The 24,317-nt window shown below is 71.7% G+C and carries 25 protein-coding genes; 16 read left to right on the top strand and 9 right to left on the bottom strand.

From position 1 onward, the window contains the following. The first annotated feature begins 123 nt into the window (after nt 1-123). From KIT14_07595 to KIT14_07585, 3 genes are read left to right on the top strand one after another with little or no spacing between them, the layout of a single operon-like run. On the top strand, nt 124-750 hold the full coding sequence (locus KIT14_07595) for a response regulator transcription factor (protein MCW5890402.1): 627 nt from the start codon (nt 124-126) through the stop codon (nt 748-750). After that, the gene (locus KIT14_07590) at nt 747-1,478 is read left to right on the top strand and encodes a response regulator (protein ID MCW5890401.1); all 732 of its coding nucleotides are present in this window, start codon (nt 747-749) and stop codon (nt 1,476-1,478) included. The genes KIT14_07595 and KIT14_07590 overlap by 4 nt, the downstream gene beginning before the upstream one ends. Next, entirely contained in the window at nt 1,475-3,415 is a 1,941-nt protein-coding gene (locus tag KIT14_07585; protein ID MCW5890400.1) for a PAS domain S-box protein, read from the top strand. Before KIT14_07590 ends, KIT14_07585 begins: the two co-directional genes overlap by 4 nt. Here the strand turns inward: KIT14_07585 and KIT14_07580 are convergent. Next, on the bottom strand, nt 3,371-4,045 hold the full coding sequence (locus tag KIT14_07580; protein MCW5890399.1) for a response regulator transcription factor: 675 nt from the start codon (nt 4,043-4,045) through the stop codon (nt 3,371-3,373). The two genes, KIT14_07585 and KIT14_07580, sit on opposite strands and share 45 nt — an antisense overlap. Before the next feature lie 272 nt (nt 4,046-4,317). Between KIT14_07580 and KIT14_07575 the strand changes: the two genes are divergently transcribed. The 4 genes from KIT14_07575 to KIT14_07560 all read left to right on the top strand — a co-directional run bounded on the left by KIT14_07575 (nt 4,318) and on the right by KIT14_07560 (nt 8,923). Next, nucleotides 4,318-4,692 carry a hypothetical protein gene (locus KIT14_07575; protein ID MCW5890398.1) on the top strand — a complete coding sequence of 125 codons (375 nt, stop codon included), beginning with the start codon at nt 4,318-4,320 and terminating at the stop codon, nt 4,690-4,692. Nucleotides 4,693-4,703: 11 nt separating this feature from the next. Continuing rightward, nucleotides 4,704-6,479: a GAF domain-containing protein gene (locus tag KIT14_07570; GenBank protein ID MCW5890397.1), complete on the top strand. Its 1,776-nt coding sequence runs from the start codon at nt 4,704-4,706 to the stop codon at nt 6,477-6,479. Nucleotides 6,480-6,756: 277 nt separating this feature from the next. After that, nucleotides 6,757-7,125, top strand: coding sequence for a hypothetical protein (locus tag KIT14_07565; protein ID MCW5890396.1), 369 nt, complete (start codon nt 6,757-6,759; stop codon nt 7,123-7,125). A gap of 493 nt (nt 7,126-7,618) precedes the next feature. Next, nucleotides 7,619-8,923, top strand: a complete 1,305-nt coding sequence (locus KIT14_07560; GenBank protein ID MCW5890395.1) for a PAS domain-containing protein — start codon at nt 7,619-7,621, stop codon at nt 8,921-8,923. Nucleotides 8,924-8,945: 22 nt separating this feature from the next. Here the strand turns inward: KIT14_07560 and KIT14_07555 are convergent, their stop codons facing one another. Then, nucleotides 8,946-10,322 (bottom strand): M20/M25/M40 family metallo-hydrolase, encoded by a 1,377-nt coding sequence (locus tag KIT14_07555; GenBank protein ID MCW5890394.1) that lies wholly within the window; start codon nt 10,320-10,322, stop codon nt 8,946-8,948. An 88-nt stretch (nt 10,323-10,410) separates the two neighbouring features. Between KIT14_07555 and KIT14_07550 the strand changes: the two genes are divergently transcribed. Beyond that, nucleotides 10,411-11,205 (top strand): DUF3108 domain-containing protein, encoded by a 795-nt coding sequence (locus KIT14_07550; GenBank protein ID MCW5890393.1) that lies wholly within the window; start codon nt 10,411-10,413, stop codon nt 11,203-11,205. On the opposite strand, the gene KIT14_07545 is transcribed toward KIT14_07550, so the two are convergent. Further along, nucleotides 11,183-12,106: a cyclase family protein gene (locus tag KIT14_07545; GenBank protein ID MCW5890392.1), complete on the bottom strand. Its 924-nt coding sequence runs from the start codon at nt 12,104-12,106 to the stop codon at nt 11,183-11,185. The genes KIT14_07550 and KIT14_07545 overlap by 23 nt on opposite strands. Nucleotides 12,107-12,209: 103 nt before the next feature. On the opposite strand from KIT14_07545, the gene KIT14_07540 reads away from it, so the two are divergent. Next, on the top strand, nt 12,210-13,364 hold the full coding sequence (locus KIT14_07540; protein ID MCW5890391.1) for a hypothetical protein: 1,155 nt from the start codon (nt 12,210-12,212) through the stop codon (nt 13,362-13,364). Between the two features lie 19 nt (nt 13,365-13,383). Here KIT14_07540 and KIT14_07535 read toward each other — a convergent pair whose 3' ends face one another. Genes KIT14_07535 through KIT14_07525 form a run of 3 tightly spaced genes read right to left on the bottom strand, consistent with a single transcriptional unit; the run spans nt 13,384 to nt 16,162 of the window. Next, nucleotides 13,384-13,983 carry a hypothetical protein gene (locus tag KIT14_07535; protein MCW5890390.1) on the bottom strand — a complete coding sequence of 200 codons (600 nt, stop codon included), beginning with the start codon at nt 13,981-13,983 and terminating at the stop codon, nt 13,384-13,386. A gap of 2 nt (nt 13,984-13,985) precedes the next feature. Next, nucleotides 13,986-15,134: an AAA family ATPase gene (locus tag KIT14_07530; protein MCW5890389.1), complete on the bottom strand. Its 1,149-nt coding sequence runs from the start codon at nt 15,132-15,134 to the stop codon at nt 13,986-13,988. A 29-nt stretch (nt 15,135-15,163) separates the two neighbouring features. Beyond that, nucleotides 15,164-16,162 (bottom strand): LLM class F420-dependent oxidoreductase, encoded by a 999-nt coding sequence (locus tag KIT14_07525; protein MCW5890388.1) that lies wholly within the window; start codon nt 16,160-16,162, stop codon nt 15,164-15,166. An 82-nt stretch (nt 16,163-16,244) separates the two neighbouring features. Between KIT14_07525 and KIT14_07520 the strand changes: the two genes are divergently transcribed. From KIT14_07520 to KIT14_07505, 4 genes are all read left to right on the top strand, one after another. Continuing rightward, on the top strand, nt 16,245-16,946 hold the full coding sequence (locus KIT14_07520; protein MCW5890387.1) for an SDR family NAD(P)-dependent oxidoreductase: 702 nt from the start codon (nt 16,245-16,247) through the stop codon (nt 16,944-16,946). Nucleotides 16,947-16,987: 41 nt separating this feature from the next. Further along, nucleotides 16,988-18,616, top strand: coding sequence for an iron-containing redox enzyme family protein (locus KIT14_07515; protein ID MCW5890386.1), 1,629 nt, complete (start codon nt 16,988-16,990; stop codon nt 18,614-18,616). Further along, on the top strand, nt 18,613-18,846 hold the full coding sequence (locus KIT14_07510) for a hypothetical protein (GenBank protein ID MCW5890385.1): 234 nt from the start codon (nt 18,613-18,615) through the stop codon (nt 18,844-18,846). Before KIT14_07515 ends, KIT14_07510 begins: the two co-directional genes overlap by 4 nt. 88 nt (nt 18,847-18,934) lie before the next feature. Beyond that, nucleotides 18,935-19,507, top strand: coding sequence for an SRPBCC family protein (locus tag KIT14_07505; protein MCW5890384.1), 573 nt, complete (start codon nt 18,935-18,937; stop codon nt 19,505-19,507). Here KIT14_07505 and KIT14_07500 read toward each other — a convergent pair. The 3 genes from KIT14_07500 to KIT14_07490 all read right to left on the bottom strand — a co-directional run bounded on the left by KIT14_07500 (nt 19,494) and on the right by KIT14_07490 (nt 22,596). Beyond that, nucleotides 19,494-19,706 carry a hypothetical protein gene (locus KIT14_07500; GenBank protein ID MCW5890383.1) on the bottom strand — a complete coding sequence of 71 codons (213 nt, stop codon included), beginning with the start codon at nt 19,704-19,706 and terminating at the stop codon, nt 19,494-19,496. The genes KIT14_07505 and KIT14_07500 overlap by 14 nt on opposite strands. Next, nucleotides 19,667-20,917, bottom strand: coding sequence for an ATP-binding protein (locus KIT14_07495; protein MCW5890382.1), 1,251 nt, complete (start codon nt 20,915-20,917; stop codon nt 19,667-19,669). Before KIT14_07495 ends, KIT14_07500 begins: the two co-directional genes overlap by 40 nt. 119 nt (nt 20,918-21,036) lie before the next feature. Continuing rightward, nucleotides 21,037-22,596, bottom strand: a complete 1,560-nt coding sequence (locus KIT14_07490) for a long-chain-fatty-acid--CoA ligase (protein ID MCW5890381.1) — start codon at nt 22,594-22,596, stop codon at nt 21,037-21,039. Nucleotides 22,597-22,689: 93 nt separating this feature from the next. Between KIT14_07490 and KIT14_07485 the strand changes: the two genes are divergently transcribed. From KIT14_07485 to KIT14_07475, 3 genes are read left to right on the top strand one after another with little or no spacing between them, the layout of a single operon-like run. Further along, nucleotides 22,690-23,094 carry a hypothetical protein gene (locus KIT14_07485; protein MCW5890380.1) on the top strand — a complete coding sequence of 135 codons (405 nt, stop codon included), beginning with the start codon at nt 22,690-22,692 and terminating at the stop codon, nt 23,092-23,094. 4 nt (nt 23,095-23,098) lie between these two features. Next, on the top strand, nt 23,099-23,941 hold the full coding sequence (locus KIT14_07480; GenBank protein MCW5890379.1) for a sulfite exporter TauE/SafE family protein: 843 nt from the start codon (nt 23,099-23,101) through the stop codon (nt 23,939-23,941). Beyond that, entirely contained in the window at nt 23,931-24,296 is a 366-nt protein-coding gene (locus KIT14_07475) for a DUF1634 domain-containing protein (protein ID MCW5890378.1), read from the top strand. Before KIT14_07480 ends, KIT14_07475 begins: the two co-directional genes overlap by 11 nt. The last annotated feature ends 21 nt before the right edge of the window (nt 24,297-24,317 follow it).

Genomic DNA, 24,317 nt, shown 5'->3' with positions numbered 1-24,317 from the left:
CCCGAACGTTGACAGGGACCCCCGCGCCCCCTTAGTGGGTGCTTCGTGATCGCCTTGTCGCGCGGCCGGGCCGGGTCGCGAGCCGAAGGCTCCGCGGGCGGCCCCGCATGAAGGCATGGAACGATGTCGGGCAGTCAAGAGGGGCACGACACGATCCGCGTCGCCGTCGTGAGCGCGCGGCGCCTCATCGGCGAGACGATCGGCGCGACGCTCCGCCAGGAGCCGGGCATCGCCCTCGTAGACGCGCCGTTCGACGACGCGGCGACGACACCGAACGTCGACGTGGCGATCGTCGTCTGCGAGCGCTTCACCGACCGGCAGCCGTCACCGGCCTGGGCCACGGCGGTCCCACAGATCGTCGTCGCCCCGTTCCGGGATCGACGTGAGGTCCTCCAGGCGATCGAGCACGGCGCCCGAGGATGCGTCTCGCGCGACGCGGCGTTCTCCGAGCTGCTCGCCGCGATCCAGAGCGCCGCGCGCGGCACCGGCTTCCTCTGCCCGCTGGTGGCGGATCTCGTCTGCCGGCCGACCGACGACGTCTCCGAGCGCACACCGCCGCTCACGCAGCGCGAGCAGGACGTGCTCGAGCTGCTCGCGGAGGGCCTCAGCAACCCGGAGATCGCTCGACTCCGAAACCTCAGCGTGAGGACCGTGCACACGCACCGGCAGAACATCATGACGAAGCTGGGCGTCCGCGGCGCCGCAGCGCTCGTCCGCCGTGCCATCCAGCTGGGCCTGGTCGCCGCGTGATCGCCGTCGAGCCGTCCCGCGGGCGCGTGCTCGTCGCCGACGACGAGCCGACGTTCCGGGAGTCGACGTGCGATCTGCTGCGCCACGCGGGCTACGTCTGTACCGGCGCTGCGGACGGTGGCGAGGCGCTGCGTCGTCTCGAAGGCGAACCGGTCGACGTCCTGGTCGCGGACGTCACGATGCCCGGCAACGAGGACCTGGCCCTCGTGCGCGCCGCGAGCGCGCGGGACGACGGTTTGGGCGTCGTGCTGGTCACCGGCTATCCGAGCTTCTCGTCGGCCCAGCAGGCGGTCGCGCTGCCCGTGCTCGCCTACCTGACCAAGCCGATCGAGCTTCCGGATCTGACCGCCGAGGTCGAACGCGCCGTGGCCACCACGCGGAGCGGGCGCGGCCTCGCGATGCTGCGGCGCCACCTGCTGGCACTCGCGGCCGCCCCGATCTCTCCGGGCGACCGCGAGGACACCGGCGTCTTCGTCACCCGCACGCTCGCCATGATCGCGGACTGCGTCTCCGTTCTCGCGCGCCTCGCGGCGGCCGTCGAGGATCGCCCTCGGGCCGCCGGCGTCGCGCCGTGCCAGCTGCTCAGCTGCCCGCGGCTGGAACGCATGACGCATGCCGTCGTCGACGCCGTCGACGTCCTCGAGCGCAGCCGGCGCACGTTTCGCTCGCCGGAGCTCGCGGCGCTGCGCCGGCGCCTGACTGCCATGCTCGAGCCCGGACCGCGATGACGAGCGGCGCGCCGGACAGCGCCCCGTCCGGACCGCCGCACCGTCCGGAAGCGGACGCCGCCGACACGCGACTCCGCAGTGTCCTCGACGGCCTGGGCGTCTACGCGGCAGTGCTCGAGCCCGACGGACGCGTCCGCGAAGTGAACCGCGCCACGCTCGCCCGCTTCGGGACGCACCGCGACGCCGTGCTGGGTCGTCCCTGCTGGACGCTTCGACCCTGGGCCAATTCGGCCCCGGCACGGGCACGGCTCGAAGCCGCCGTCCGCAAGGCCGCCGGCGGCGAGACGGTGCGATTCCAACCGACTCCGACCGGCGCGACGGGGCGCGCGGTCGTCCTCGATCTCACGCTGACGCCGCTCGTCCGCGACGGCGCCGTCGTCGAGATCGTCGCCTCCGCCATCGACATGACGCACGCGCGCCGCATCCAGAGCTCCCTGCAGCGCCGCGAGCTCCTGCATCGTCAAGTGGTCGACGGCGTGTCCGAAGGCATCGTCGTCCACGCCAGCGACGGTACGATCACCGCCTGCAACGCCATGGCCGAGCGCCTACTCGACCTCGGCACCGCGGAGCTGCTCGGGCGCACGGCGTTCGACACCCGATGGGACGCGGTCACGGAAGCAGGCCGGCCGCTACCGGGCGACGAGCAGCCGCCGAGCGTCGCGCTGCGAACGGGCCAGCCCTGTCAGGCCACCTACGGCGTGCGCCGCGGCGACGGGCAGCGCGTCTGGCTGTCGGTCAGCTCCCAGCCCCTGCGGCGCGGGCGCTACGGACCCGCCGACGGCGTCATCACCTTCTTCACGGACGTAAGCGAACGCCGGCGCGCCGAGGAGGCGCTCGACGACCGCGACGCGCGGCTGCGGGCGATCCTCGAAACGGCCGTGGACGCCGTCGTCACGTTCGGCGGCAGCGGCCACATCGAGACCTTCAATCCGGCGGCGGAGCGCCTCTTCGGGTGGTCGGCCACGGAGTTCGTCGGCCGGCACGCACGCGAGCTGCTGCCGCCGGACCTGCGCCGGCGGGGCATCCCCGAAGTCGACGCCTGGATCGCGTCGACGATGCCCGATCGCCCCCCGCTCACGTGCGAGCTGCGCTGCCGGACGCGCGACGGCGTCGACGTCCCGGTGAAGCTGTCGGTCGGCGCGGCGCGGGTCCGCGGACGCCCGCTCTACACCGCGATCGTGCACGATCTGCGCGAGCGCCACCGTACCGAGGCGCTGCTCCGCGAGAGCGCGACGCTAGCGGCGACCGGGCGCATCGCGGCGCGCATCGCCCACGAGATCAACAACCCCCTCGCCGGCCTGAAGAACGCCTTCGCGCTGCTCCAGCACGCGGTCGACACCAGCCATCGGTACGCGCGCTACCTGCCGATGATCACGCGGGAGATCGATCGCATCGCCCGCATCGTACGCCAGGCACTCGATCTCTATCGTCCGGAGGCGCGGCGAGCGCAGGCCATCTCGATCCACGCGACGGTGCACGACGTCGTCGCCTTGGTCGCGACCGCGGCGTCCGCGCGAGAGGTCGCCGTCGTGGTGACGCACGCCGGCGAGCACGCGCCGATCACGGTACCGGAAGACACCGTCCGGCAGATCCTCCACAACCTCCTCGCGAACGCCGTCGACGCCTCGCCGCGGGGGACGCGGGTGGAGGTCGACGTGCGCGTCACGGACACGCGGCTGATCATCCGCGTCTCGGACGAGGGCCCGGGCGTCCCGGAGTCGCACGCGCGCGCGATCTACGAGCCGTTCTTCACGACCAAGGGCAGCGCGGGCACCGTGACCGGCGGCGGCGTCGGGTTGGGGCTGGCAACTTCGCGCGCCATCGCCACGGCGCTCGGCGGCGCGCTCCACCACGAGAGCGTCCCGGGCACACGCACCGTGTTCCATCTCGAGCTACCGCACGGTGCCGTCGCGCGGGTCCAACAACCCGGCCCGTAGGGCCGCGCGTACCAACGCGGCCGTCGTGCGCACGCCGAGCTTGCGCAGGATGCGTGCGCGGTGCGTGTGGATGGTGCGAACGCTGAGCCCGAACCGCGCTGCAATCTGGCCGCTCGTGTGGCCGCGGCCGAGGAGCCGGAGCACCTCCGTCTCACGCTCGGTGAGACGCGGTCGTGCCGGCCCCGCAGCCGATTTCCCCGGCCCCACGAAGCGGTGCGCCGCGGTCGGGCAGAGGTAGCCTTTTCCGGCCCGCGCCCGCGCGATCGCTTCGAGGAGATCCGCAACCGCGCTCGTGCCGGCGACGCAGCCCCGCGCACCGGCGTCGAGCATCCGCGTGACGGCGGCACGATCCGGCAGCGCGCCGAACACGATCACGGGGGCGACGCGCGCCCAGGCGGTGACGAGCGTCGCGAAGGACGTCTCGTCCCCGCCCGGAACCTCGATGAGCAGCGCGACATGCGGTCGTTCGCTCGCGGCGTGCGCGGCCACCTCGCCCGGCGCCTCCAACTTGAAGAGCGATGCGGCGATCAGACGCGACAGCAGCGCGCACACGCCGGCCGCGAGGACCGGCCAGGCGGCGCAGACCGCGAGGCGCGTATCCGCATCAGGTTCGTGCCGTCGCCCCGCCATGCAGCACTCGGAGCATCGCCAAAGCGTCGCCATACAGTCAACTACTCGGCACTGGATTACGGACACTTGCGAACTCTCTATCTGTCGTCCCGCTACGCGATACAGCGCGTCCCATACGCGGAAATCGCGCAGACATGGCTACGTCATTCACCCTAGGTCGTCGCTCCAACCCAGTGAGATGACTGGATCGTTGCACCCGGCGTCGGCGATTCGGCGTCGGCGAACGCCGTCACGCGTTTCATTCGGGCACGCTTCGTGCTGTGGCGCGTTGCATGCACGACTCCGTGTCACCCACCACGCCATCCCGCGCCCTGGACGATCTGCTCGCGACGCCGGACGGCGTGGTCGCGGGCCTGCGTCGCGTGGAACATCGCATCGCCGAGCTCGCGCACGACGGGCAGCTGCTGGCAGAGCTGTTCGGCGTCGTCGCGGATCGCCTGCTGGCGCTGGTCGCGCACGCGAACGAAGCCACGCACGCCGGCGACCCCGATGCGCCCGAGATCCGGCGCCTCGTCGCGACGTCGGCCGCGAACGCGCGCGCCCTCGCCTTCAACGCCATGCACACGTTGCGTCGCACGGCGACCATCCTTTCCCTCCAGCCCGCAGACATCGCGGCGCCCCAGGCGTCCGCGTCGACGAACCACTGAGGAGACCGAGCATGGCCCAGCCCCGCGCATTGCGTCCCCGCTCCACCCGCACTCTCGAGCGCTCGTCCGTCGCCGCCACCGCCGACGAGGCCTCGCAGAACACCCGGGCCGTCCTGGCGGTGGTCGAGGCCATCGGCCGCGCCACGACCTCCGACGAGGCCGTCCAGGCGGCGCTCGACACCGTCCGCGCCGCCTTCGGCTGGGCCTACGGCTCCTATTGGGCGCTCGTCCCGCAAGAGGAGGCGCTGCGCTTCGCCGCCCAGTCCGGCACGGTGACCGAGGAGTTCCAGCGCGTGACGCAGGAGGCGCGCTTCCGCGAGGGCGAGGGTCTGTCCGGCCGCGCCTGGCGAAGCCGCGACCTGTTCTTCGTTCAGGATCTCGGCGACATGCGCGACTGCTGTCGTGCGCCCGCAGCGCAGCGCGCCGGGGTCAAGTCCGGCGTCTGCTTTCCCATCGTCCTGCGCGGACAGGTCGTCGGCACGATGGACTTCTTCGCGCTCGAGACGCTGTCCCCGTCGGAAGAGCGTCTCGATACGCTGCGCGCGGTGGGCCGGCTGGTCTCGTCCGCGATCGAGCGCCAGCAGGCCGCCGAGGAAGCGGCGCGCGTCCACAGCATGATGGAGAACGCGCCCATCAACGTCATCTTCGCCGACCGCAACGGTACGATCCGCTACGTCAACCCGAAGTCGCGCGAGACCCTGCGCGCCATCGAGCAGCACCTGCCGATCAAGGCCGACGAGATCCTCGGGCAGTCGTTCGACGTCTTCCACCGCGACCCCGCACATCAGCGTCGCATCATCGCCGATCCGAAGAACCTGCCGCACAAGGCGATCATACGGGTGGGTCCGGAGTCGCTCGACCTGCTCGTGAGCCCCATCTTCGACGCCCACGGAGCCTACCTCGGCCCCATGCTCACCTGGCAGGTCGTGACCGAGGCTCTCGCGGCCCAGGAGCGCGAGCGCGCCTTCACCACGCAGCTGCGCACCGTCGTCGAGAAGGTGACGGAGAGCTCCCAGGCGGTCGCGGCGGCGTCGGAAGAGCTGACGGCATCGAGTCAGCAGATGTCGTCGAACGCGGAGGAGACGGCATCCCAGGCGCAGGTCGTGGCCGCCGCCGCCGAGCAGGTCAGCCGCAACGTCCAGACGGTTGCGACGGCGACCGAGGAGATGACCGCCAGCATCAAGGAGATCGCGAAGAACGCCGGCGATGCCGCGCGGGTCGCGACGTCGGCGGTCAGCGTCGCCGAGAGCACGAACACCAAGGTGGCTGCGCTCGGCGAGAGCAGCGCCGAGATCGGCAAGGTCATCAAGGTGATCACCTCGATCGCCCAGCAGACGAACCTGCTGGCGCTGAACGCCACCATCGAGGCGGCGCGCGCCGGCGAAGCCGGCAAGGGCTTCGCGGTCGTCGCCAACGAGGTCAAGGAGCTCGCCAAGGAGACCGCGAAGGCGACCGAGGAGATCAGTCAGAAGATCGAGGCCATCCAGAACGACACCCGCGCGGCGGTCGAGGCGATCGGCGAGATCGGCGGCGTCATCAACCAGATCAACGACATCCAGAACACCATCGCGAGCGCCGTCGAGGAGCAGACCGCGACCACGAACGAGATCGGGCGCAACGTCGCGGAGGCCGCGAAGGGCAGCGCCGAGATCGCCGAGAACATCAGCGGCGTCGCCGGATCCGCGGCGGCCACCTCCGCCGGAGCGGGTGACGCGTCGCGTGCCGCGGGCGAGCTGGCGCGGCTCGCGTCGGACCTGCGCGAGATCGTCGCCAACGCCGAGGTCTGACGGCGACGGCGCCAATCGGCCGTCGCCTCCGTCACGGCGTCGTCGATCGCACCCGACGCAGCATCGCATGAGGGCCAAGGGTCACACGGGGCGGTGACTCCAGCCGCCGCCCCGCGCCGGGTGCGCGCGCGCGGACGGCCTCCAAGCTGGCAAGATGTCTCGACCTGCAGGCCGCGCACGGCCGCAGGTCCCGCGTGGCGCGCTCAGCCAGCGCCGCGTGACGCGCGACGGGCATACGCAGTGTGGAAGGGCACGCTTCCTGCTGTGCGACACCGCGATGTCCGCCGCGTCCCACACGCCGTCGCCCGGCGGTCGTGACGATGTCGTCGCGACGCCCGACGGCGTGCTCGAAGCGCTCCGCCGCGTCGAGATCCGCATCGCGCGCCTCGGCGACGACGGCGGGCGGCTCGCGACGTTGATCGCCGGCGTCGGCGAGCGTCTGCTCGCCGTGGCGACCGCGGTCGAGGCCGCCGGTCCCGCCGGCGACCCGCGCGCGGACGAGCTGCGCCGCCGCGTGACCGCCGCCGCGGCGGCCGCCCGCGCGCTCGCCGCCGACGCGCTCCGCGCGCTCGAGCGTACGGCCGCCGTCCTACACGCGCAGCACGACGCGTTCGGCTCCCGCCGACCGCCCGATCCCCAGCACTGAGGAGAATCGTCGAATGGCCTCCACCCGCTCCCTGCCCGCCACGCGCGGCCGCACGGCCCGCACGCTCGAAACCGCACAGACCGAGGCGACGCTCGCGGACGCGACGCAGAACACCCGCGCGGTGCTCACCGTCGTCGAAGCGCTCGCGCAGGCGACGACGACGCAGGAGGCGGTGCAGGCCGCCCTCGACACCGTGCGCGCGGCCTTCGACTGGGCGTACGGCTCCTACTGGACGCTCGACGCCGGCGAGAGCGCGCTGCGATTCCGCATGGAGTCCGGCACCGTCACGCCGGAGTTCCACGCCGTCACGCGCGAGGCGCGTTTCCGCGAGGGCGAAGGGCTGTCGGGCCGCGCGTGGCGCGCCCGCGACCTCTACTTCGTGCAGGACCTGGGCGAGATGCGCGACTGCTGCCGGGCGCCGCACGCGCAGCGCGCGGGGGTGAGATCCGGCGTCTGCTTCCCCATCGTCCTGCGCGGCGAGGTCGTCGGCACGATGGACTTCTTCGCCCTCGAGACGCTGTCGCCCTCGCAGGAGCGGCTCGACACGCTGCGCGCAGTCGGCCGGCTCGTGTCGGCGACGATCGAGCGCCAGCAGGCCGCCGAGGAGGCGGCGCGCGTGCAGAGCATGATGGAGAACGCGCCCGTCAACGTGATCTTCGCCGATCCCGACGGCACGATCCGCTACGTCAACCCGAAGTCGCTCGCGACGCTGCGCTCGATCGAGGCCCACCTCCCCGTGAAGGCGGACGAGATCCTGGGCCGCTCGTTCGACGTCTTCCACAAGGAGCCGAACCACCAGCGCCGGATCGTGGCCGACCCGAAGAACCTGCCGCACACGGCGGTCATCACCGTCGGCCCCGAGACGCTCGACCTGCTCGTCAGCCCGATCTTCGACGCCCGCGGCACCTACCTCGGCCCCATGCTCACCTGGCAGGTCATCACCGAGCAGCGAGCCGCCGCGGAGCGCGAGCGCGCCTTCACGACGAAGCTCCAGTCGATCGTCGAGAAGATGACCGAGAGCTCGCACTCCGTCGCGGCGGCCTCCGAGGAGCTGACCGCGTCGAGTCAGCAGATGTCCTCGAGCGCCGAGGAGACGGCGGCGCAGTCGAACATCGTCGCCGCCGCCGCCGAGGAGGTGAGCCGCAACATCCAGTCCGTCGCCACGGCGACGGAGCAGATGATGGCGAGCATCCGCGAGATCTCGAAGAGCGCGAGCGAGGCGTCGCAGGTGGCGACCACCGCGGTGAGCGTCGCCGAGGGCACCAACGCCAAGGTCACGGCGCTCGGCGAGAGCAGCGCCGAGATCGGCAAGGTCATCAAGGTGATCACCTCGATCGCCCAGCAGACGAACCTGCTGGCGCTGAACGCCACCATCGAGGCGGCGCGTGCCGGCGAGGCGGGTAAGGGTTTCGCCGTGGTCGCGAACGAGGTGAAGGAGCTCGCCAAGGAGACCGCGAAGGCCACCGAGGAGATCGGCCAGAAGATCGACGCCATCCAGAACGACACCCGCGCCGCGGTCGAGGCCATCCGCGAGATCGGCGCGGTGATCACGCAGATCCACGAGATCCAGAACACCATCGCGAGCGCGGTCGAGGAGCAGACCGCCACCACCAACGAGATCGGCCGCAACGTCGCGGAGGCGGCGCGCGGCAGCGTCGACATCGCCGCCAACATCGGCGGCGTCGCGACCGCGGCGGCCGATACGTCGCGCGGCGCCGGGGACACGTCGCGCGCCGCCGACGAGCTGGCGCGTCTGGCCGCCGACCTGCGCGCCATCGTCGCCGACGCCGAGCGCTGAGCGGTCCCGGAGGCGGCCGGCGTCAGCGGCCGATGCGGCCGACCGCCTCCACGTACTTCGCGAACGCGACGATCCCGCCGCCGGCCTGCTGCCAGTCGAAGCGCTCGTTGGGCGCGTGGTAGCCGTGCTCGGGCAGCGACAGCCCGAGGAAGTGGACGGGCGCCCTCAGCACGCGCTCCATCGACACCACGGCGCCGATCGACCCGCCCTCGCGCACGAACACCGGCGTACGGCCGAACGCGAAGCGCATCGCCTCGCGGATGGCGTCGGCGTGCGGCCCCGTCGTGTGGCCCTTGAACGGCGCCAGCGCGTGCTCCGCCTGCACGACGACGTCGGGGATGCGCGCGCGCGCGAAGTCGCGCACGAGCCGCACGATGCGCTCGGGCTGCATGTCGGGGACGAGCCGGCAGGAGACGATCGCCGTCGCCGCGGGCGGCACGACCGTCTTCACGCCCGGCCCCTCATAGCCGCCGGCGATGCCGTGCACCTCGAACGTCGGCCGGCACCAGAGACGCTGCATGACGTCGAGCGCGTCGCGGCTGCGCAGGCTCGTGAAGCCGTGGTCGCGCATGAAGCCGCGGACGCTGAAGCCGGCGCGCCGCAGGTCGGCCAGCTCGCGCCGCGTCGGCGGCACGACACCGTCGTAGAAGCCGGGGATCTTCACGCGGCCCATGCGCGCGTCGTGCATGGCGGCGAGCAGGTCGGCCAGCTCGGCGATCGGGTTCCGCGCCGCGCCGCCGGTCGTGCCGGAATGCTGGTCGGTCGTGCCGGTGCGCAGCGTGAAGCGGAATCCCTGGAGGCCGCGCAGCCCCGCCGGGCACGCCGGCCGGGCGCGCGACACCCAGATGGTGTCGGAGACCACGACGGCGTCGGTCGCGAGCCGGCGCTTGTGGGCGCGGATCGTGCGCTCGAAATGGGGCGAGCCGATCTCCTCCTCGAGCTCCCAGACGAACTGGACGTTGGTGCGGGCGCCGGCGTCGATGGCGTAGGCGGCGCCGAACAGCGCCGCGAGCGCCGGCCCCTTGTCGTCGGTCGTGCCGCGCCCGAGGTAGCGGTCGCCGCGCCGGGTGAAGCGGAACGGATCGGTGCGCCACTCCGGCTCGTTCGCGGGCTGGACGTCGAGATGGTTGTAGACCGTGAGCGTCGGGAAGGCCGGGCCGCGCACGAAGCGGCCGACGACCATCGGGTGGCCGCCCGTCTCGAGGAGCTGCGCCTCGCCGCCCAGCTCGCGCAGCAGGGCCGCGGCGCGCTCGGCGGTGCGGCGGACGTCGCCGGCGCGGGCCGGGTCGACCGAGACGCTGGGTAGCTCGACGAGCGTGGCGAGCTCGCGCTCGTAGCGCCTACGGGCATGCCGCGCGTAGGCGGTGAGGGCGGAGCGGCTCCAGGGCTGCGCGGGCATCCGGCGACGCTAGCAAATCGCGGGGACGCAGTCCCGAGGTGCGCGACGACGACTGGACGCCCGCCGCCGCGCATGCTTCGAGGGACGGGTGGCACGGTCCGTCCCCCGTCTGGTCGTCGTCGTCCTGGCGCTGCTCGCCGGACGGTGCCTCGCGGCCGAGGGCGTCCGGCTCGACTACGACGTCCGTTACGGCCCGGTCAGCATCCTCGCGATCCGCACCAGCGCCTGGATCGCGGGCGAGCGCTACCAGACGGAGAGCCGGATGCAGACCGAGGGCGTCATCGGCTACTTCTTCCCGTGGCACGCCGACGCACGCTCGCAGGGCACGATCACGGGCGACGCCTGGAAGCCCGAGCACCATCGGCTGTCCGGCGCGTACCGCTCCGAGAGGCGCTCGGTCGCGATCGACTACGACGGCGGTACGGTGCGCGCGCAGGTCCTGCCGCCCCCCGAGGACGACTACCGCACCCAGGTCCCGCCCGCGCTCCAGCAGGGCACCATGGACCCGCTGACGGCGAGCCTCGCGGCCGTCGGTACCGACTGCCGCGGCACGCTGCACGTCTTCGACGGCCGCCGGCGCTACGACATGGTCCTCAGCGACCTCGGCGCCGCCGACCTGAAACGCTCGCGCCACGGCGTCTACGCCGGGCCGACGCGCCGCTGCCGCGCCGAGGTCCGCCCCGTCGCCGGCTTCTGGGACCGCAAGCCCGGCGACGACGACCCCGAGAACGACGAGGAGCCGGCGCACCTCGACTTTTGGATCGCGCAGCCGCGGCCCGACGTGCGCGCCGTCCCGGTCTACCTCGAGCTCTCCGGCGCGCGCGGCACGCTGTCGATCTGGCTGCGCGCCGCCGAGCCGCTCACTTCACCGCCAGCGGGTTGATGGGCGACCCCGTGCCGCCGGTCACGACGAGCGGCGGCGCGGAGAACAGGAACTCGTACACGCCGTCCTCGGCGCAATCGGCCGCGAGCGCCTCGAGGTCGAACATCTCGCCCAGCGTGAGGCCCATGTCGCGGATGCAGAGCATGTGCAGCGGCAGCATCACGGCCGGATCCTCGAGCGGATACACCTCGACCATGTTGGTGTCGGAGGCGACGGCGGCGATCTCGCGCGCGTGCAGCCACTCGACGCAGTCCACGCCGAGCCCCGGCATCTGCCGCATGTAGGCGACGCGGTCGCGATCGACGGTGAAGCAGCGCATGTGGCCGGTGCGCACGAGGAGCACGTCGCCGGAGCGGACGCACACGCCCTGCCGCGTCTCGGCGGCCTCGAGGTCGGCCGGGCGGATCACCTGCCCCGGCGCCAGCCGGTCCGTGCCCTGCGCGCGCGCCAGGTCGAGCAGCACGCCGCGCGACACGACGCCCGCGCGCATCTTGTCGATGCCGTTGCGCGACGCGCCCGCGGGCGTCAGCGACGACATCGGGTGGCCGTTGTAGAGCTGCCCGCCGTAGTGGACGTGCGCCAGGCTGTCCCACTGCGTCGCGCACTGGAGCGGCATCATGATGAAGTCATCCGAGTAGCGGACGCCCTCGGGGTCGGCGCTCATCGGGTTGAAGAGCGACGTCATCACGTGGACGGGGTTCACGCGGCCGCCCTGCCCGAACTGCGGGCCGTCGCCGTCGAGCGGCAGCGCCAGGCTGAAGACCGCGCCGCGGCGCACGCACGCGGCCGCGGCGCGCAGCACGCCCGGGGTGACGAAGTTCATCGTGCCGCGCTCGTCGTCGGCGCCCCAGCGGCCCCAGTTGGAGACCTTGGGGGCGAGGACCTTCAGGCGTTCCTTCATGGAGACCGTCGTCATGACGGCGCCCGTGATGGCACGAGCGGCGCGGGCCGCCAAGCGTTTCGACCTTGCGCGGCGCCCGTCCGTGCGGGAGAACGCCGCTCGCATGTCCATCCGCTCCATCGCCTTCGCGCTCGTCCTCGCTCCTCTCCTCGCCGGCGGTGCCGCCGCGGCGAAGTGCCCGAAGGGCTCGGCCACGGGCGCGTTCCTCGCGCCGGGAAGCTACGGCGTCGGCGTGCGCACGATCACCTTCGTCGACACGAGCCGCCCGACGGCGGCCTGGGGCGGCGAGCCGGAGCGGCCGAGCCGCACGCTCGAGACGATCGTCTGGTACCCGACCGACGGCGGCAGCGGTACCGAGCCCGCGTCCAACGCGCCGCTGTCCGCGGGCGGTCCCTTCCCGCTCGTGCTCAACAGCCACGGCTACGGCGACGTCAACTACGGCGCCGCCTACCTCGGCGTGCCGCTCGCGAGCCGCGGGTTCGTCGTCGTGTCGCCGAACTACCCGCAGTCGCACCTCGGCGTCCCCGGCGGCTCGCGCCTGCCCGACGTCGTCAACCAGCCAGGCGACCTGCGCTACGTCCTCGATCAGGTGCTGGCGCTGTCGGCCGACGGCTCGAGCTGGCTCGCCGGCGGCGTCGACCGGAAGAAGATCGGTGCACAGGGCCTGTCGCTCGGCGGCCTGACGACGCTGCTCGCGACCTACAGCCCGATCCTCGGCGACAAGCGCATCAAGGCGGCCATGGTGATGGCGCCCTACTCCTGCCCGCTGACGAAGAAGATGCTGCGCCGCAGCCCGCCGCTCCTCTTCATCGCCGGCGACGGCGACCGCATCACGCCGCTCGAGCAGAACGCCGGCCGCACGTTCGACAAGGCGCGCATGCCGCGCACGCTGGTGAACCTCGCCGGCGCGACGCACACCGCGTTCAGCGGCCTCGTCGCGTTCCCGTCGGACACGAACTACGACACCTGGATCGGCTGCAACTCCGTCGACGGCATCACCCAGGAGGAGTTCGACGCGACCCTCGCCGCCTTCGGCCCGGCCGCCGCCGCCAGCGACCTCACCGGCTGCCAGCTCCCCTGCGCCGGCCCCGAGCCGACCGTTCCGTTCATGCAAGCCGAGCGCCAGCACGTGCTGACGCAGGCCGCGGCCGTCGCGTTCTTCGAGGAGCGCTTCAAGAAGTCGAAGGCGGCCCGCTGCTTCCTCAAGAAGGGCCTCGACGCCGAGCACGCCGACGTGACGGTGCGGCGGAAGCAGTGACCCCGCAACTCCCCTGAGCTCACCCTTCGCTTTGGGATACCTGACGGAGGTAGCGTCGAAGCCGCGCGAGGCTTTCGGAACGGGATGCGGCGATCCGGGGGCGCCATTGACGCGAGGCGAACTCGATGAGGGCGGCGGAGTAGCCTGGGCCAACGGCTGCCGATACACCCGGCGCTGGTACGAATGCCTCGCGAACGGCGCGCCGTCTGGAGCGGCGAGCAAGCTCCACGAGCTCACGCTTCGGATCCGTGAGCGTTTCGGGACTGTCGGGAACCTTTGCACGAGCAACCGACAAGAATGTCCCCAACGACTCCCCGTCCGCGATGAGCCAGGCCTCGACCGCGCGGACGGCAACCTGCAACCGCATGTACGGCGCGGGGGCAGGAAGAAGCGCCTGGCTCAGCTCCGGAGCACAGGGGGCATCTTCATCGAGATCCCGCAGCACCAGCCAGTGCGAAAACCGTGCGGCGCGGTTGTAGCTCCCGAGCCGCGCATCGAGGGCCTGCTTCCCTGCCTTGCCGTACACCGGACCTGCCTCCAGCCGAGCTTCGCGCAGTAGGCGCCTGGCTACCGCTTCGTCGGTCGCACCCTCCACGACCAGCGTGACGGGGCCATGCATCCTCACTCTCCGAACCGGAAGAGAAGCTGCTCGGGGTGCGCGGGTGCCACGCGCGGCAGCACCGCTTCGGCGATGGACAGCCCGCCTTCGAGCAACGCCCCGACTTCCTCATTGTCCGCGGCCACGGTGACAGCCGTACCCTCCTGCGTGGGACGCAGAAGCAGGACCTCTTGCGCAGCGATGCTCGTGTCCGAAAGCAGCGCCGCCGAGTGCGTGCTCACGACGACCTGACGCCGGCTCTTCCGCGTTGCCTTCCACATCATCGATGGAAGGTGACGGATGACGGCTTCGTGCAACGAGAGCTCCGGCTCCTCGAGGAGAAGAGGTCCCGCCCCCTCGAGCAACGACCACAGCAACCCGAGGAGGCGCAGCGTCCCGTCCGAGAATTGGTCTTCGGTCTGCCAGCCGGCATCCGGGCGCCAATGCTCGTAGAGGCCCCGCAGATGTGGTCGCCCCGTCTCGTCACGCTCGAGGTTGAGCTCGCGGAGCTGTGGCACGGCGACCTTCAGCGCATCGCTGATGCGGCGCAGCCGCGACTCGAACGTCCGCCGCTGGTCCTTCTGCATCCGCGCGAGCTGCTCGAGGAAGTCGCCCCCGTACGGATCGTGCCCGCCATTCGGCCGGACGTAGCGATCCGGATCCCGGATCAGCTGAGGCACGATATGAAGGTATCGCACCTGCGCTAGAAAGGTCGCGACATCCCGGAACTCGCGATTCGCGTTGACCTGTTCGAGGTGGGTCTGTGCCAGCCGGCCCGGATCTTCCCTGTCGGCTGAAATAGGCCGCTCGAGAAGACACCGATCGCCCCGCCACACGGATTCTTCTTTGACGATCGGGCGCCGGACGTTGTCCTGGCCGACCGCGAGTCGATAGCGCCAGGGGTTGCCGTCGAGCTCCAGGCCGATGTCCAGGACGATGTCCGGGTAGCGGCGCGCATGAAGCGAGCGGATACGCGAGACGCCGCCGCGGCTCTGCACGGCCTGTTGCAGACCACCCCGCGGCTCGGCCACGTCGCGGAGAAACCGGAACGCGTCGAGGAGATTCGACTTCCCGCTCGCATTCGGGCCGACGATGAACATCCGCTCACGCAGTGCGACCTCGACCCGGAGAAAGTTCCTCCAGTTCTGCAGATACAGTTGCGTGAACCGCATGACGCCTCGACTCCCCTACGCGTCTAGCCTCAGGAGTTCGCCTCCGCCAGCACGCGCAGCGCGTGCAGATCGGTCGTGCCGGCGAGGATCGTCGTCACGCAGCTCTTCTTCCAGGGCTGCAGCCGCTCCTTGATGCGCGCCGGCGAGCCGACGAGCGAGATCTCGTCGGCGAACTCGTCCGGCACCGCCATCGCCGCCTCATCGCGGCGGTTCGCCCAGAAGAGCTCCTGGATCCTGTCGACCGCGTCGCCCCAGCCGAAGCGGCGCACGAGGTCGGCGTGGAAATTCTTGCCGCGCGCGCCCATGCCGCCGATGTAGAAGGCGAGCATGTACTTCACCGGGATGAGCGCCTGGGCGACGTCCTCCATCACGTTCACCGTGACCGGCACCGCGATCTCGAACCCCTGCGGCTTGTCCACCAGCGCGTCGGCGTAGACCTCGGGGCGGTACGGCGAGTAGTAGAGCGGCAGCCAGCCCTGGCAGAGCTCGGTCGCCATGGCGATGTTCTTCGGTCCCTCGGCGCCGAGGTAGAAGGGGATCTCGTCGCGCAGCGGCCGCGTGATGAGCTTCAGCGGCTTGCCGAGCCCCGCGCCGCCCTGGAGCGGCAGCTGGTAGTGCTGGCCCTGGAACTCGACCGGTCCCTCGCGGCGCAGCATCTGGCGCACCAGCGTGATGAACTCGCGCATGCGGCCGAGCGGCTTCGGGAACGACTGGCCGTACCACCCCTCGACGACCTGCGGTCCGGACACGCCGAGGCCGAGGATCAGGCGGCCGCCGGAGAGGTGGTCGAGCGTCATCGCCGTCATCGCCACGCACGCCGGCGTGCGCGCCGAGATCTGCAGGATGCTGGTCCCGAGCTTGATGCGCTCGGTGTGCGCCCCGATCCACGCCAGCGGCGTGATCGCGTCGGAGCCGTAGGCCTCCGCCGTCCACACCGAGTCGAAGCCGAGGCGCTCCGCCTCGACCGCCAGCGGGACGGGATTCATCGGACCGAACATCCAGTAGCCGACCATCAGACCGAGCTTCATGGGGCGTTCTCGTACTGTGCCGCGCGTCGCGGGGGCAAGCCGCGGCGTTGCAACGGCCGCCGCCCGCGCCTACCCCCGACGCATGGCGAACCCCGTCTGCGTGGTCACCGGTGTCGGGCCCGGGCTCGGCGCTTCCCTCGTCCGTCGCTTCGCGGCGGGCGGTCATCCGGTCGCGATGCTGGCGCGCTCCACCGAGACGTCGGCCGAGCTCGCGAAGAGCGTCCCCGGCGCCCGCGCCTTCGCGTGCGACGTCGGCGATCGCGCCAGCGTCGAGGCCGCGATCGCGCAGGTGCGGCGCGACCTCGGTCCCATCGGCATCCTCTGCCAGAACGCCGGCAACGCCGTCTTCGGCAGCGTCGACGAGCTGACCGACGACGTCTTCACGGCCGCCTGGCAGGTGAATACGCTCGGCCTCTTCCACTGCGCCAAGGCCGTGCTGCCCGACCTGCGCGCCGCGGGCGGCGGCGCGATCCTGGTGACGGGCGCGACCGCGGCGCTGCGCGGCGGTGCCCGCTTCGCGGCCTTCGCCTCGGCCAAGGCGGCGCAGCGCAGCCTCGCGCAGTCGCTCGCCCGCCAGCTCGGGCCCGAGAACGTCCACGTCGCCTACGTGATCGTCGACGGCGTCATCGACATGCCGACGACCCGCCGCTTCTTCCCCGACCACCCGAACGACTTCTTCCTGCGGCCCGACGCCATCGCGGAGACCTTCTGGCACCTCGCCCGACAGGACCGCTCGGCATGGACCTTCGAGGTCGATCTGCGACCGTTCGGGGAGAAGTGGTGAGCGGGTTGCCAGCCTTCGCCGACCTTTGCTAGCGACCGAGCATGGCTCAGGTGCTGCGTCACCCTGGAAACCCCGCCGCCCCGGTTCCGAACCAGAGCGACTTCCTCGAGCTCTACGCCTTCGAGCGCCCCGCGGCGGCGAAGCCGGTCGACGAGTTCGTCGAGGAGCTGAAGGCGCTGGCGCGTGGCGCGACCTTCGGCTCCGGTCTCGCCGACGCGCTCCGCAACGGTGGCGCCGACCGCGAGGCGATGCGGCGCTGGATCAAGGACTACTACCAGCTCGTCCGGCAGGACGCGCAGGGTACCGCGGCGGCGATCGCACGCTGCCGGCGACGCGGCATGTTCATCCAGCTCTCGCAGCTGGTGAACCGCAAGACCGGCTTCCACCAGGTGACCACGCCCGCGCTCGAGCTCTTCGTCCGCTTCGCCGAAGCCTTCGGCCTCGACCGCGACGCGCTCGAGGCGCACTACGCCTGCCCCGAGACCATGCAGGCGACGTACACCCGCCTGCACTTCCAGTTCTCCAGCTTCGAGGAGGGCTTCGTCGTCTCCGCGCTCGGCGGCGAGGGCGCGCTGCTCGACGTGCAGCGCGACGAGCGGCCGTTCCTCTGCCAGCGCGGCATGGCCGAGTACATGAAGCGCGCCTGGAACCTCACCGACGAGCAGGTCGCGTACTGGCGCGCCTGGGAAGACTTCCGCGGCTTCGTCACCGAGCCGGTGTGGGACATCGTGCGCGAGCTGGCCGTCGACGGCAGCCAGCAGGAGGTGCTGCGCACGACGCTCCAGCACTGGCTGCTCGTGTACCAGAGCATGCGCGAGAGCTGGAACCAGCTCGTCGCCGGCACCTATCCCATGCCCGACTTCGTCTGGCCGCCCGCCGGGCAGTCGTTCCAGGCCGGGGACGAGCAGACGCACGCGGAGCTGGAAGAGGAGCTGGGCGCGTTCTGCCTCCAGCTCACGCGCCCCGCCGAGACCGCGTTCGGGCTCGTGCTCTCCGGCAAGGCGACGCTCGAGGCGACGAAGGAGCTGGTGCGCGACTTCATCCACCTCGACGCCACCCGCAACATCGCCGGCCAGATGACGCGGCTCCCGGACGGCCGTGCGCTGCGCGCGGTGGCGCAGGCGTTCGCGACCGAGTCGGGCGGCTACCTCACGCGCAACCACATGGAGATCTGGGCCGACTTCGCGGAGCGCGCGCTCGGCATCACGCGCGAGGAGCTGTTCCGCTGGACGCCGCCCACCGAGACCATCGCGAGCCGCTACGTGACCTCGTGGTACCTCGTGCACTGTCCCGCCGAGGAGGCGATCGCGGCGTTCCACCTCGGCCCGCCGACGAGCGCCAAGGAGAAGATGGGCAAGGCGGCCCTCGGGCTCGGCCAGGGCGGCGTCGCCGGCGAGGGCCTCATCAACCCGTCGGCCAAGCGCCCGCCGCTGGCGCAGGCGTTCGAGCGCCTCGGCATCGATCCCGATCTCGCCGACTACTTCTTCCGCCTGCACCGCGAGATCGAGCCGTTCGAGCAGGACGAGGGCTGGGAGTACGTGCCGACGATCGTGACGACGCACGCACAACGCCAGGCGTTCAAGCGCGCCTACATCACCAAGATCCTCTCCGAGCGCCGCAAGGACGAGGGGCTCGTGCGCCGCATGAAGCGGCTGTCGGGGCTGGCGTGAGCGCGCCGCTCCTGCTGGGCGGCCTCCTCCTCGCCCTGGCGCTGACGGGCTGCGGCGGCAGCGGCGCCAGCGACATGATCGACACCGCGCGCCTCGAGGAGACGCAGAACAACCCCGAGCACGCGACCGAGATCTACCAGGAGGTCCTGCGGAAGTACCCGGGGACGCCGGAGGCCGCGATCGCGCAGGAGCGCCTCCAGGCGCTCGCGGAAGCCGCCGGCGGCAGCTGATCGTCGCACGCCGATCGTCGCAACCGTTGACCGCCGCGCGCGGACGGTGTTAGGCGGGCGCGACTCGTCCGCAAGGGAGGTGGGGACCATGCGGTGCGCGCGTTTCGTCTCGTCTGCGGTACTCCTGCTGCTGCTCGCCGGCTGCGGCAGCGGCAAGGTCGACTGGGCCGATCCCGAGAACCTGCTCTACCGCGAGCAGGCCGCCGAGAAGGACGGCTTCGTCGAGCTCGAGTACTGGTCGCTGCTCGACGCCCCCTGCCAGAAGATCTACGACGCGCTCGCCGCGGTCGAGGAGTACCCGACCTTCATCCCGGGCGTCGACTCCGTCTCCGTGGTCGCGACGACCACCAGCTCGAAGACCGTACAGATCGCCCAGCGCGTGATCGGCCGCCAGACCAGCGCCAAGGTCGAATGGACCTTCGACCCCGAGAAGCTGCGCATCGACTTCCGCACCCTGTCGAGCGACCTCACCTACAACGACGGCTTCTACCAGCTCGAGAAGTCGCCCGACGACACGCGCTGCCTCGTACGCAGCAAGTTCCTCTCGAAGCAGGGCAAGGGGCTGTCGGCGGGGGCCGTCTCCCAGGCGACGCGCGAGTCGTTCATGTCCGCGGCGCGCGCGGTGCGGAAACGGGCGGGCGCCGACGCTAGCGCAGGCTGAGCAGCGTGCTGAGCGGCAACGCGACGATGCGCGGGTCGTCGACGACGATACCATCGGCCTGCGTGACGAGAAGGCCGAACGGTGCGTTGTAGGCCGTCCGCTCGAGAAAGCTGCGTAACCCTTCGGCGTCGCGCATCGCATCGACACGACGGCGATACTTCACCTCGAGCGGAATCCGCGTCGCGCCCACGGTGAGCACGAAATCGACCTCGGGCTCGGTTTCGCGCTCGGGGAAGTGCGCCAGGTCGAGCCGCCGATCGTCGACAGGCACGCCCCGGCAATGCTCTCCGCGATGTGCCCCGCGAGGTCCGCGAGGAGGGGGTGCTTGGCCAGGCCCGCCACCGTCAGGGGCACGACCTCCTGGAGCCAGCTCGCGCGCAGCCCATGGTCGGCGAGACAGATGGTCGCAGCACCCCGCCGCTTCTTGAGCCCGATCTCGAGCGGCGGGACGAGCCGCAGCAGCAGGGTCGCATCGAGGAAGTCCATGTCGTGGCGCACGCGCTGGACGCCGACGTTCGCCTGCAACGCGCGGTGCGCCTCGCGGGCGAAGAGCTCGAGCGTGGGCGCTTGCCCCGCGTAGCGACACGCGAGCCGGAAGAGCTCTTCCAGCAGCGCGGGGTCGCGCTTGCGACCCCGGTCACCGATCCCGAGATCGTGCCGGATCACGCGCCGGATCACGGTCTCATTGAGCTGATCGGCGACGTCCGGCCACGGGACGTCGGCCCTCGCGTGAACCAGCGGATACCCGCCGCGATCGGCGAAGGCGGCAAACGCCACGTCACACACCGCCGCCTGGCGACGGCCGGATGCGACCAGATCCAGCCAGAACTCCTTGCGCAGCAGCGCTTCGAGACCATCGTCCCCCAAGGGAGTCTCGAGCGTGCCGAAGCCGCGGATGGCCGCGACCTCGCGGAGCGACAGCGTGCCGACCTCGACCGTATTGATGCGCCCGGCGAGACTATCGCGACCGCGCTCGATACGGAGTGCCGAGCTGCCGGTGACGACCGCCTGCAACGCGGACGAATCGACCAGGTGCTTCAGCTGCACGTCCCAATCGCGCAGGTTCTGCACTTCGTCCAGGAAGAGGTAGGCGGGACGCCCCGCGTGCGCCGCGGCGTTCAGCGTCTCGCCCAGCACGGTCGCCTCGTACCAGTCGATCAGTCGCAGCACGGGCTCCCGGAGCCGCACCAGCTCGGGAAGATCGTCGCACTGGACACGGAATATCCGTCGCGGCTCCACGCCCGCGCCGAGGAGCGCTTCATCACCTGGAGCTGTGCCGTCGTCTTGCCTACCTGCCGAGGCCCGCGCACCACGATGATGGGCGCGAGCTGCTGCCGCAGGCGCTTGCGGATCATCGCGACGAGATCGCGCTGAACCGGCGGAAGCGGGCGCGGCGGCTGCCCCAGCCACCAGGGATTGTCGCGGCGGAGGTCGTGGACCAGCGCTTCCGAGACCGAGGTACTCGCGAGCAGCAGCGGATCCACCGGGTGGGTGTATCGCCTCCGCCCGGCGAGCTTCAACGCACGGACCTACCCCACGCGCCGGTCGTGCCCGCGCCAGTACGGCTCGCGCAGCTCGCGCTTCAGCACCTTGCCGCTCGGGTTGCGCGGCAGCGCCGGCAGGAAGTCGACCGAGCGCGGGCGCTTGTAGCCGCCGAGGCGGCCGCGGCAGAATTCCATGATCGCCTCGGCGGTCGCGTCCTCGCCGGCGCGCAGCACGACGACGGCCTTCACCGCTTCGCCGAAGGTCTCGTCGGGGATGCCGATGACGGCGGCGTCGGCGACGGCGGGGTGCTGGAAGAGCACCTCCTCGACCTCGCGCGGGTAGATGTTCTCGCCGCCGGAGACGATCATGTCCTTCACCCGGTCCTGGATGAAGACGTAGCCGTCGGCGTCCATGCGGCCGGCGTCGCCGGTGTGCATCCAACCGCCGCGCAGCGCCTGCAAGCTCGCCTCGGGCAGGTTCCAGTAGGCGCGGAAGAGCTGCGGGCCGCGCGCGCAGATCTCGCCGACGGTGCCGAGGGGGACGGGGCGGTCGTCGCCGTCGACGATGCGCAGCTCGGTGCCGACGATGGCGCGGCCGGCGGCCAGCAGCAGCTCGGGGCGTCCGGCGAGCGCGCGACGATGGTCGTCGGCGGTGAGGTACGTCAGCACCGCCGTCGTCTCGGTCATGCCGTAGCCCTGATTGAACTCGCAGCCGAAGACCTCGATCGCACGGCGCAGCACCTGCTCGGCGATCGGCGAGGCGCCGTAGGTGATCTGGCGCAGGTGCTCGTAGCGCCGCGCGGCGACGTCGGGGACCATGACGAGGCACGCCTGGATCATCGCCGGCACCAGCGTCGTGCGATGGATGCCCTCCTCGCTGAGCGCGCGCACGACGGCGGCGGGATCGAAGTCCTCGTGCACGACGAGCGAGCCCTGCGCCACGATGGTATGGAGCGCCGTCACCGCGGCGGCCGCATGGTACATCGGCGCGACGATCAGCACGCGCTCGCCGAGCGGACCGCTCATCGCGAAGCCGATCTGGAAGAGCTGCGCGAGCACGGCGCGATGCGTGAGCACCGCGCCCTTCGGCCGTCCCGTCGTGCCGCTGGTGTACATCTGGTACAGATCGTGGTCGGGCGTGACGTCGACGTCGGGCGTCGTCGCCGGCTGCGCCGTGATCCAGGCGTCCCACGGCTCCCAGCCGTCCGGCACCGGGGCGTCGAGCGCGATCCAGCGGCGCACGCGCGGCAGCGCGGCACGCAGCGGATCGAGCGCCGCGACGTACTCGCCGCGCGCGATCACCAGCTCCGACTCGGCGTCGCCGATGATGTACTCCCACTCCGGCGGCGCCAGCCGGTAGTTGAGCGGCACCGGTACGGCGCCCGACTTGGCGCCGCCGAAGAACACCGCCGGATACTCGAGGCAGTTCTTGGCGAGGAACGCGAAGCGGCGGCCCGGACGCAGGCCCGCCGCGACGAGAGCCTGCGCGATCCGGTTGGCGAGGGCGACGGTCCCGGCGCGCGTCAGGGTGCGGCCAGCGTGGGCGACGAGCGTCTCGTCGGGACGCTCGCGGGCGAGGTAGTCGAGGACGTCGTGGAGGCGCATGGCGCGTCTGGCTAGCCGAGGTGCCGTCCGCCGGCAACGACGCTGCGTGTCGCCGCGATTGGCAACGCCGCGGCGATTTGCCAAACCCCACGCATGGGAAGAACCCCGATCGCAGGACTGCTCGCCGGCCTCGTGCTCGCGAGCGCGCTCGCCGGCTGTGCCGCCATCCAGCGCCAGGAGGCGCAGGGCACCGACGACCTCCTCACCGCCGCCGGCTTCCAGATCAAGCCGGCCGACTCCCCCGCCCGCGCGCAGGAGCTCGCCGCCATGCCGCCGCTCAAGATGATGCGGCAGACCGACGGCGACAAGCTCATCTACACCTGGGCCGACCCCTACGAGTGCCAGTGCCTCATGGTCGGCGGCGCGAAGGAGTACGCCGAGTTCAAGCGCCTCGCGATCGGCCAGCGGATCGCCGACGAGAACATGGAGGCCGCCGAGGCGGAAGAGGACGCCGCCATGAACTGGGGGCTCTGGGGCCCCTGGGGCCCGTGGTACTGACGGCGTGACGCTCGGCGAGTCCACCGCGCTCATCGGCGCGGGCGCGGTGGCCGCCGGCTTCGTCGGCGCGCTCACCGGCCTCGGGGGCGGCGTCGTGCTGGTGCCGGTGCTGACGATCGTGCTCGGCGTCGACCTGCGCTACGCCATCGGCGCCTCGCTGATCGCCGTCATCGCGACGTCGTCCGCGTCGGCCGCAGCGTACGTGCGCGAGGGCTGGTCGAACCTGCGCGTCGGCATGTTCCTCGAGGTCGCCACCACCTTCGGCGCGCTCACCGGCGCGGCCCTCGCCACGGTGGTGCCGGCGTCCGGCGTCGCGGTCATCTTCGGCGTCGTCCTCCTGTGGTCGGCGATCGCCGGACGCCACACCGAGAACGAGACGGCCACGGTGCCCGCCGACCCGCTCGCGGTGCGCCTGCGGCTCGACGGCACCTACCCCGGCGCCGCCGGCACCGTCGCCTACCACGTCACGCACGTCCCGCTCGGCTGGGCGATCATGTTCGTCGCCGGCGCGCTCTCCGGGTTGCTCGGCATCGGCTCGGGCGCGCTCAAGGTGCTGGCCATGGACCGGGCCATGCGCCTGCCGTTCAAGGTGTCGACCACGACGAGCAACTTCATGATCGGCGTCACCGCGGCGGCGAGCGCCGGCGTCTATCTCCATCGCGGCTACGTCGATCCCGACCTCGCCGCCCCGGTCCTGCTCGGCGTCATGGTCGGCGCCATGCTCGGCGCCCGCCTGCTCGGCGCCGCCGACGTGACCATGCTGCGCCGGGTGTTCACCGCCGTGCTGCTCGCGCTCGGGGCCGAGATGATCTGGCACGGCGTCGCGGGGAACTTCCGTGACCTCTGACGATCGCTTCGAGCAGCTCCTCGGCACGCTGCTGCGCGGCGGCGTCCTCCTCGCCGGCGCGGTGACGCTCGCCGGCATGGTCCTGCGCCTGCTCGGCGACCACGGCGTGCCGGTCGAAGACGCCACCTTCCATGGCGAGCCGGCAGGCCTGCGGCAGGTGGGCAGCGTCGTCGCTGGCGCGCTGGCCGGGCGGGCCGAAGCCATCGTCCAGCTCGGCGTCCTCCTCCTGGTGGCGACGCCGATCGCGCGGGTGGCGGCTTCGGTCGTCACCTTCGCGCTCCAGCGCGATCGTCTCTACGTCGGCGTCACGCTGGTCGTGCTGGCGGCGCTGACCTGGGGCCTGCTGTCGGGCTGAGCCCGCGGGTTCGGACCCGCG

The organism is bacterium (assembly GCA_026129405.1).
Classification (GTDB): domain Bacteria; phylum Desulfobacterota; class Binatia; order DP-6; family DP-6; genus JAHCID01.
The sequence above is the reverse complement of the archived record's forward strand: the minus strand, read 5'-3'. Positions and strand labels throughout refer to the sequence as shown.

Bases quoted from the DNA above. Each gene is read 5' to 3' on its own strand.
- KIT14_07595 (MCW5890402.1), top strand. From the start codon at position 124: ATGTCGGGCAGTCAAGAGGGGCACGACACGATCCGCGTCGCCGTCGTG.
- KIT14_07585 (MCW5890400.1), top strand. From the start codon at position 1,475: ATGACGAGCGGCGCGCCGGACAGCGCCCCGTCCGGACCGCCGCACCGT.
- KIT14_07580 (MCW5890399.1), bottom strand. From the start codon at position 4,045: ATGGCGGGGCGACGGCACGAACCTGATGCGGATACGCGCCTCGCGGTC.
- KIT14_07575 (MCW5890398.1), top strand. From the start codon at position 4,318: ATGCACGACTCCGTGTCACCCACCACGCCATCCCGCGCCCTGGACGAT.
- KIT14_07570 (MCW5890397.1), top strand. From the start codon at position 4,704: ATGGCCCAGCCCCGCGCATTGCGTCCCCGCTCCACCCGCACTCTCGAG.
- KIT14_07565 (MCW5890396.1), top strand. From the start codon at position 6,757: ATGTCCGCCGCGTCCCACACGCCGTCGCCCGGCGGTCGTGACGATGTC.
- KIT14_07560 (MCW5890395.1), top strand. From the start codon at position 7,619: ATGGACTTCTTCGCCCTCGAGACGCTGTCGCCCTCGCAGGAGCGGCTC.
- KIT14_07555 (MCW5890394.1), bottom strand. From the start codon at position 10,322: ATGCCCGCGCAGCCCTGGAGCCGCTCCGCCCTCACCGCCTACGCGCGG.
- KIT14_07545 (MCW5890392.1), bottom strand. From the start codon at position 12,106: ATGAAGGAACGCCTGAAGGTCCTCGCCCCCAAGGTCTCCAACTGGGGC.
- KIT14_07540 (MCW5890391.1), top strand. From the start codon at position 12,210: ATGTCCATCCGCTCCATCGCCTTCGCGCTCGTCCTCGCTCCTCTCCTC.
- KIT14_07535 (MCW5890390.1), bottom strand. From the start codon at position 13,983: ATGCATGGCCCCGTCACGCTGGTCGTGGAGGGTGCGACCGACGAAGCG.
- KIT14_07530 (MCW5890389.1), bottom strand. From the start codon at position 15,134: ATGCGGTTCACGCAACTGTATCTGCAGAACTGGAGGAACTTTCTCCGG.
- KIT14_07525 (MCW5890388.1), bottom strand. From the start codon at position 16,162: ATGAAGCTCGGTCTGATGGTCGGCTACTGGATGTTCGGTCCGATGAAT.
- KIT14_07520 (MCW5890387.1), top strand. From the start codon at position 16,245: ATGGCGAACCCCGTCTGCGTGGTCACCGGTGTCGGGCCCGGGCTCGGC.
- KIT14_07515 (MCW5890386.1), top strand. From the start codon at position 16,988: ATGGCTCAGGTGCTGCGTCACCCTGGAAACCCCGCCGCCCCGGTTCCG.
- KIT14_07505 (MCW5890384.1), top strand. From the start codon at position 18,935: ATGCGGTGCGCGCGTTTCGTCTCGTCTGCGGTACTCCTGCTGCTGCTC.
- KIT14_07490 (MCW5890381.1), bottom strand. From the start codon at position 22,596: ATGCGCCTCCACGACGTCCTCGACTACCTCGCCCGCGAGCGTCCCGAC.
- KIT14_07485 (MCW5890380.1), top strand. From the start codon at position 22,690: ATGGGAAGAACCCCGATCGCAGGACTGCTCGCCGGCCTCGTGCTCGCG.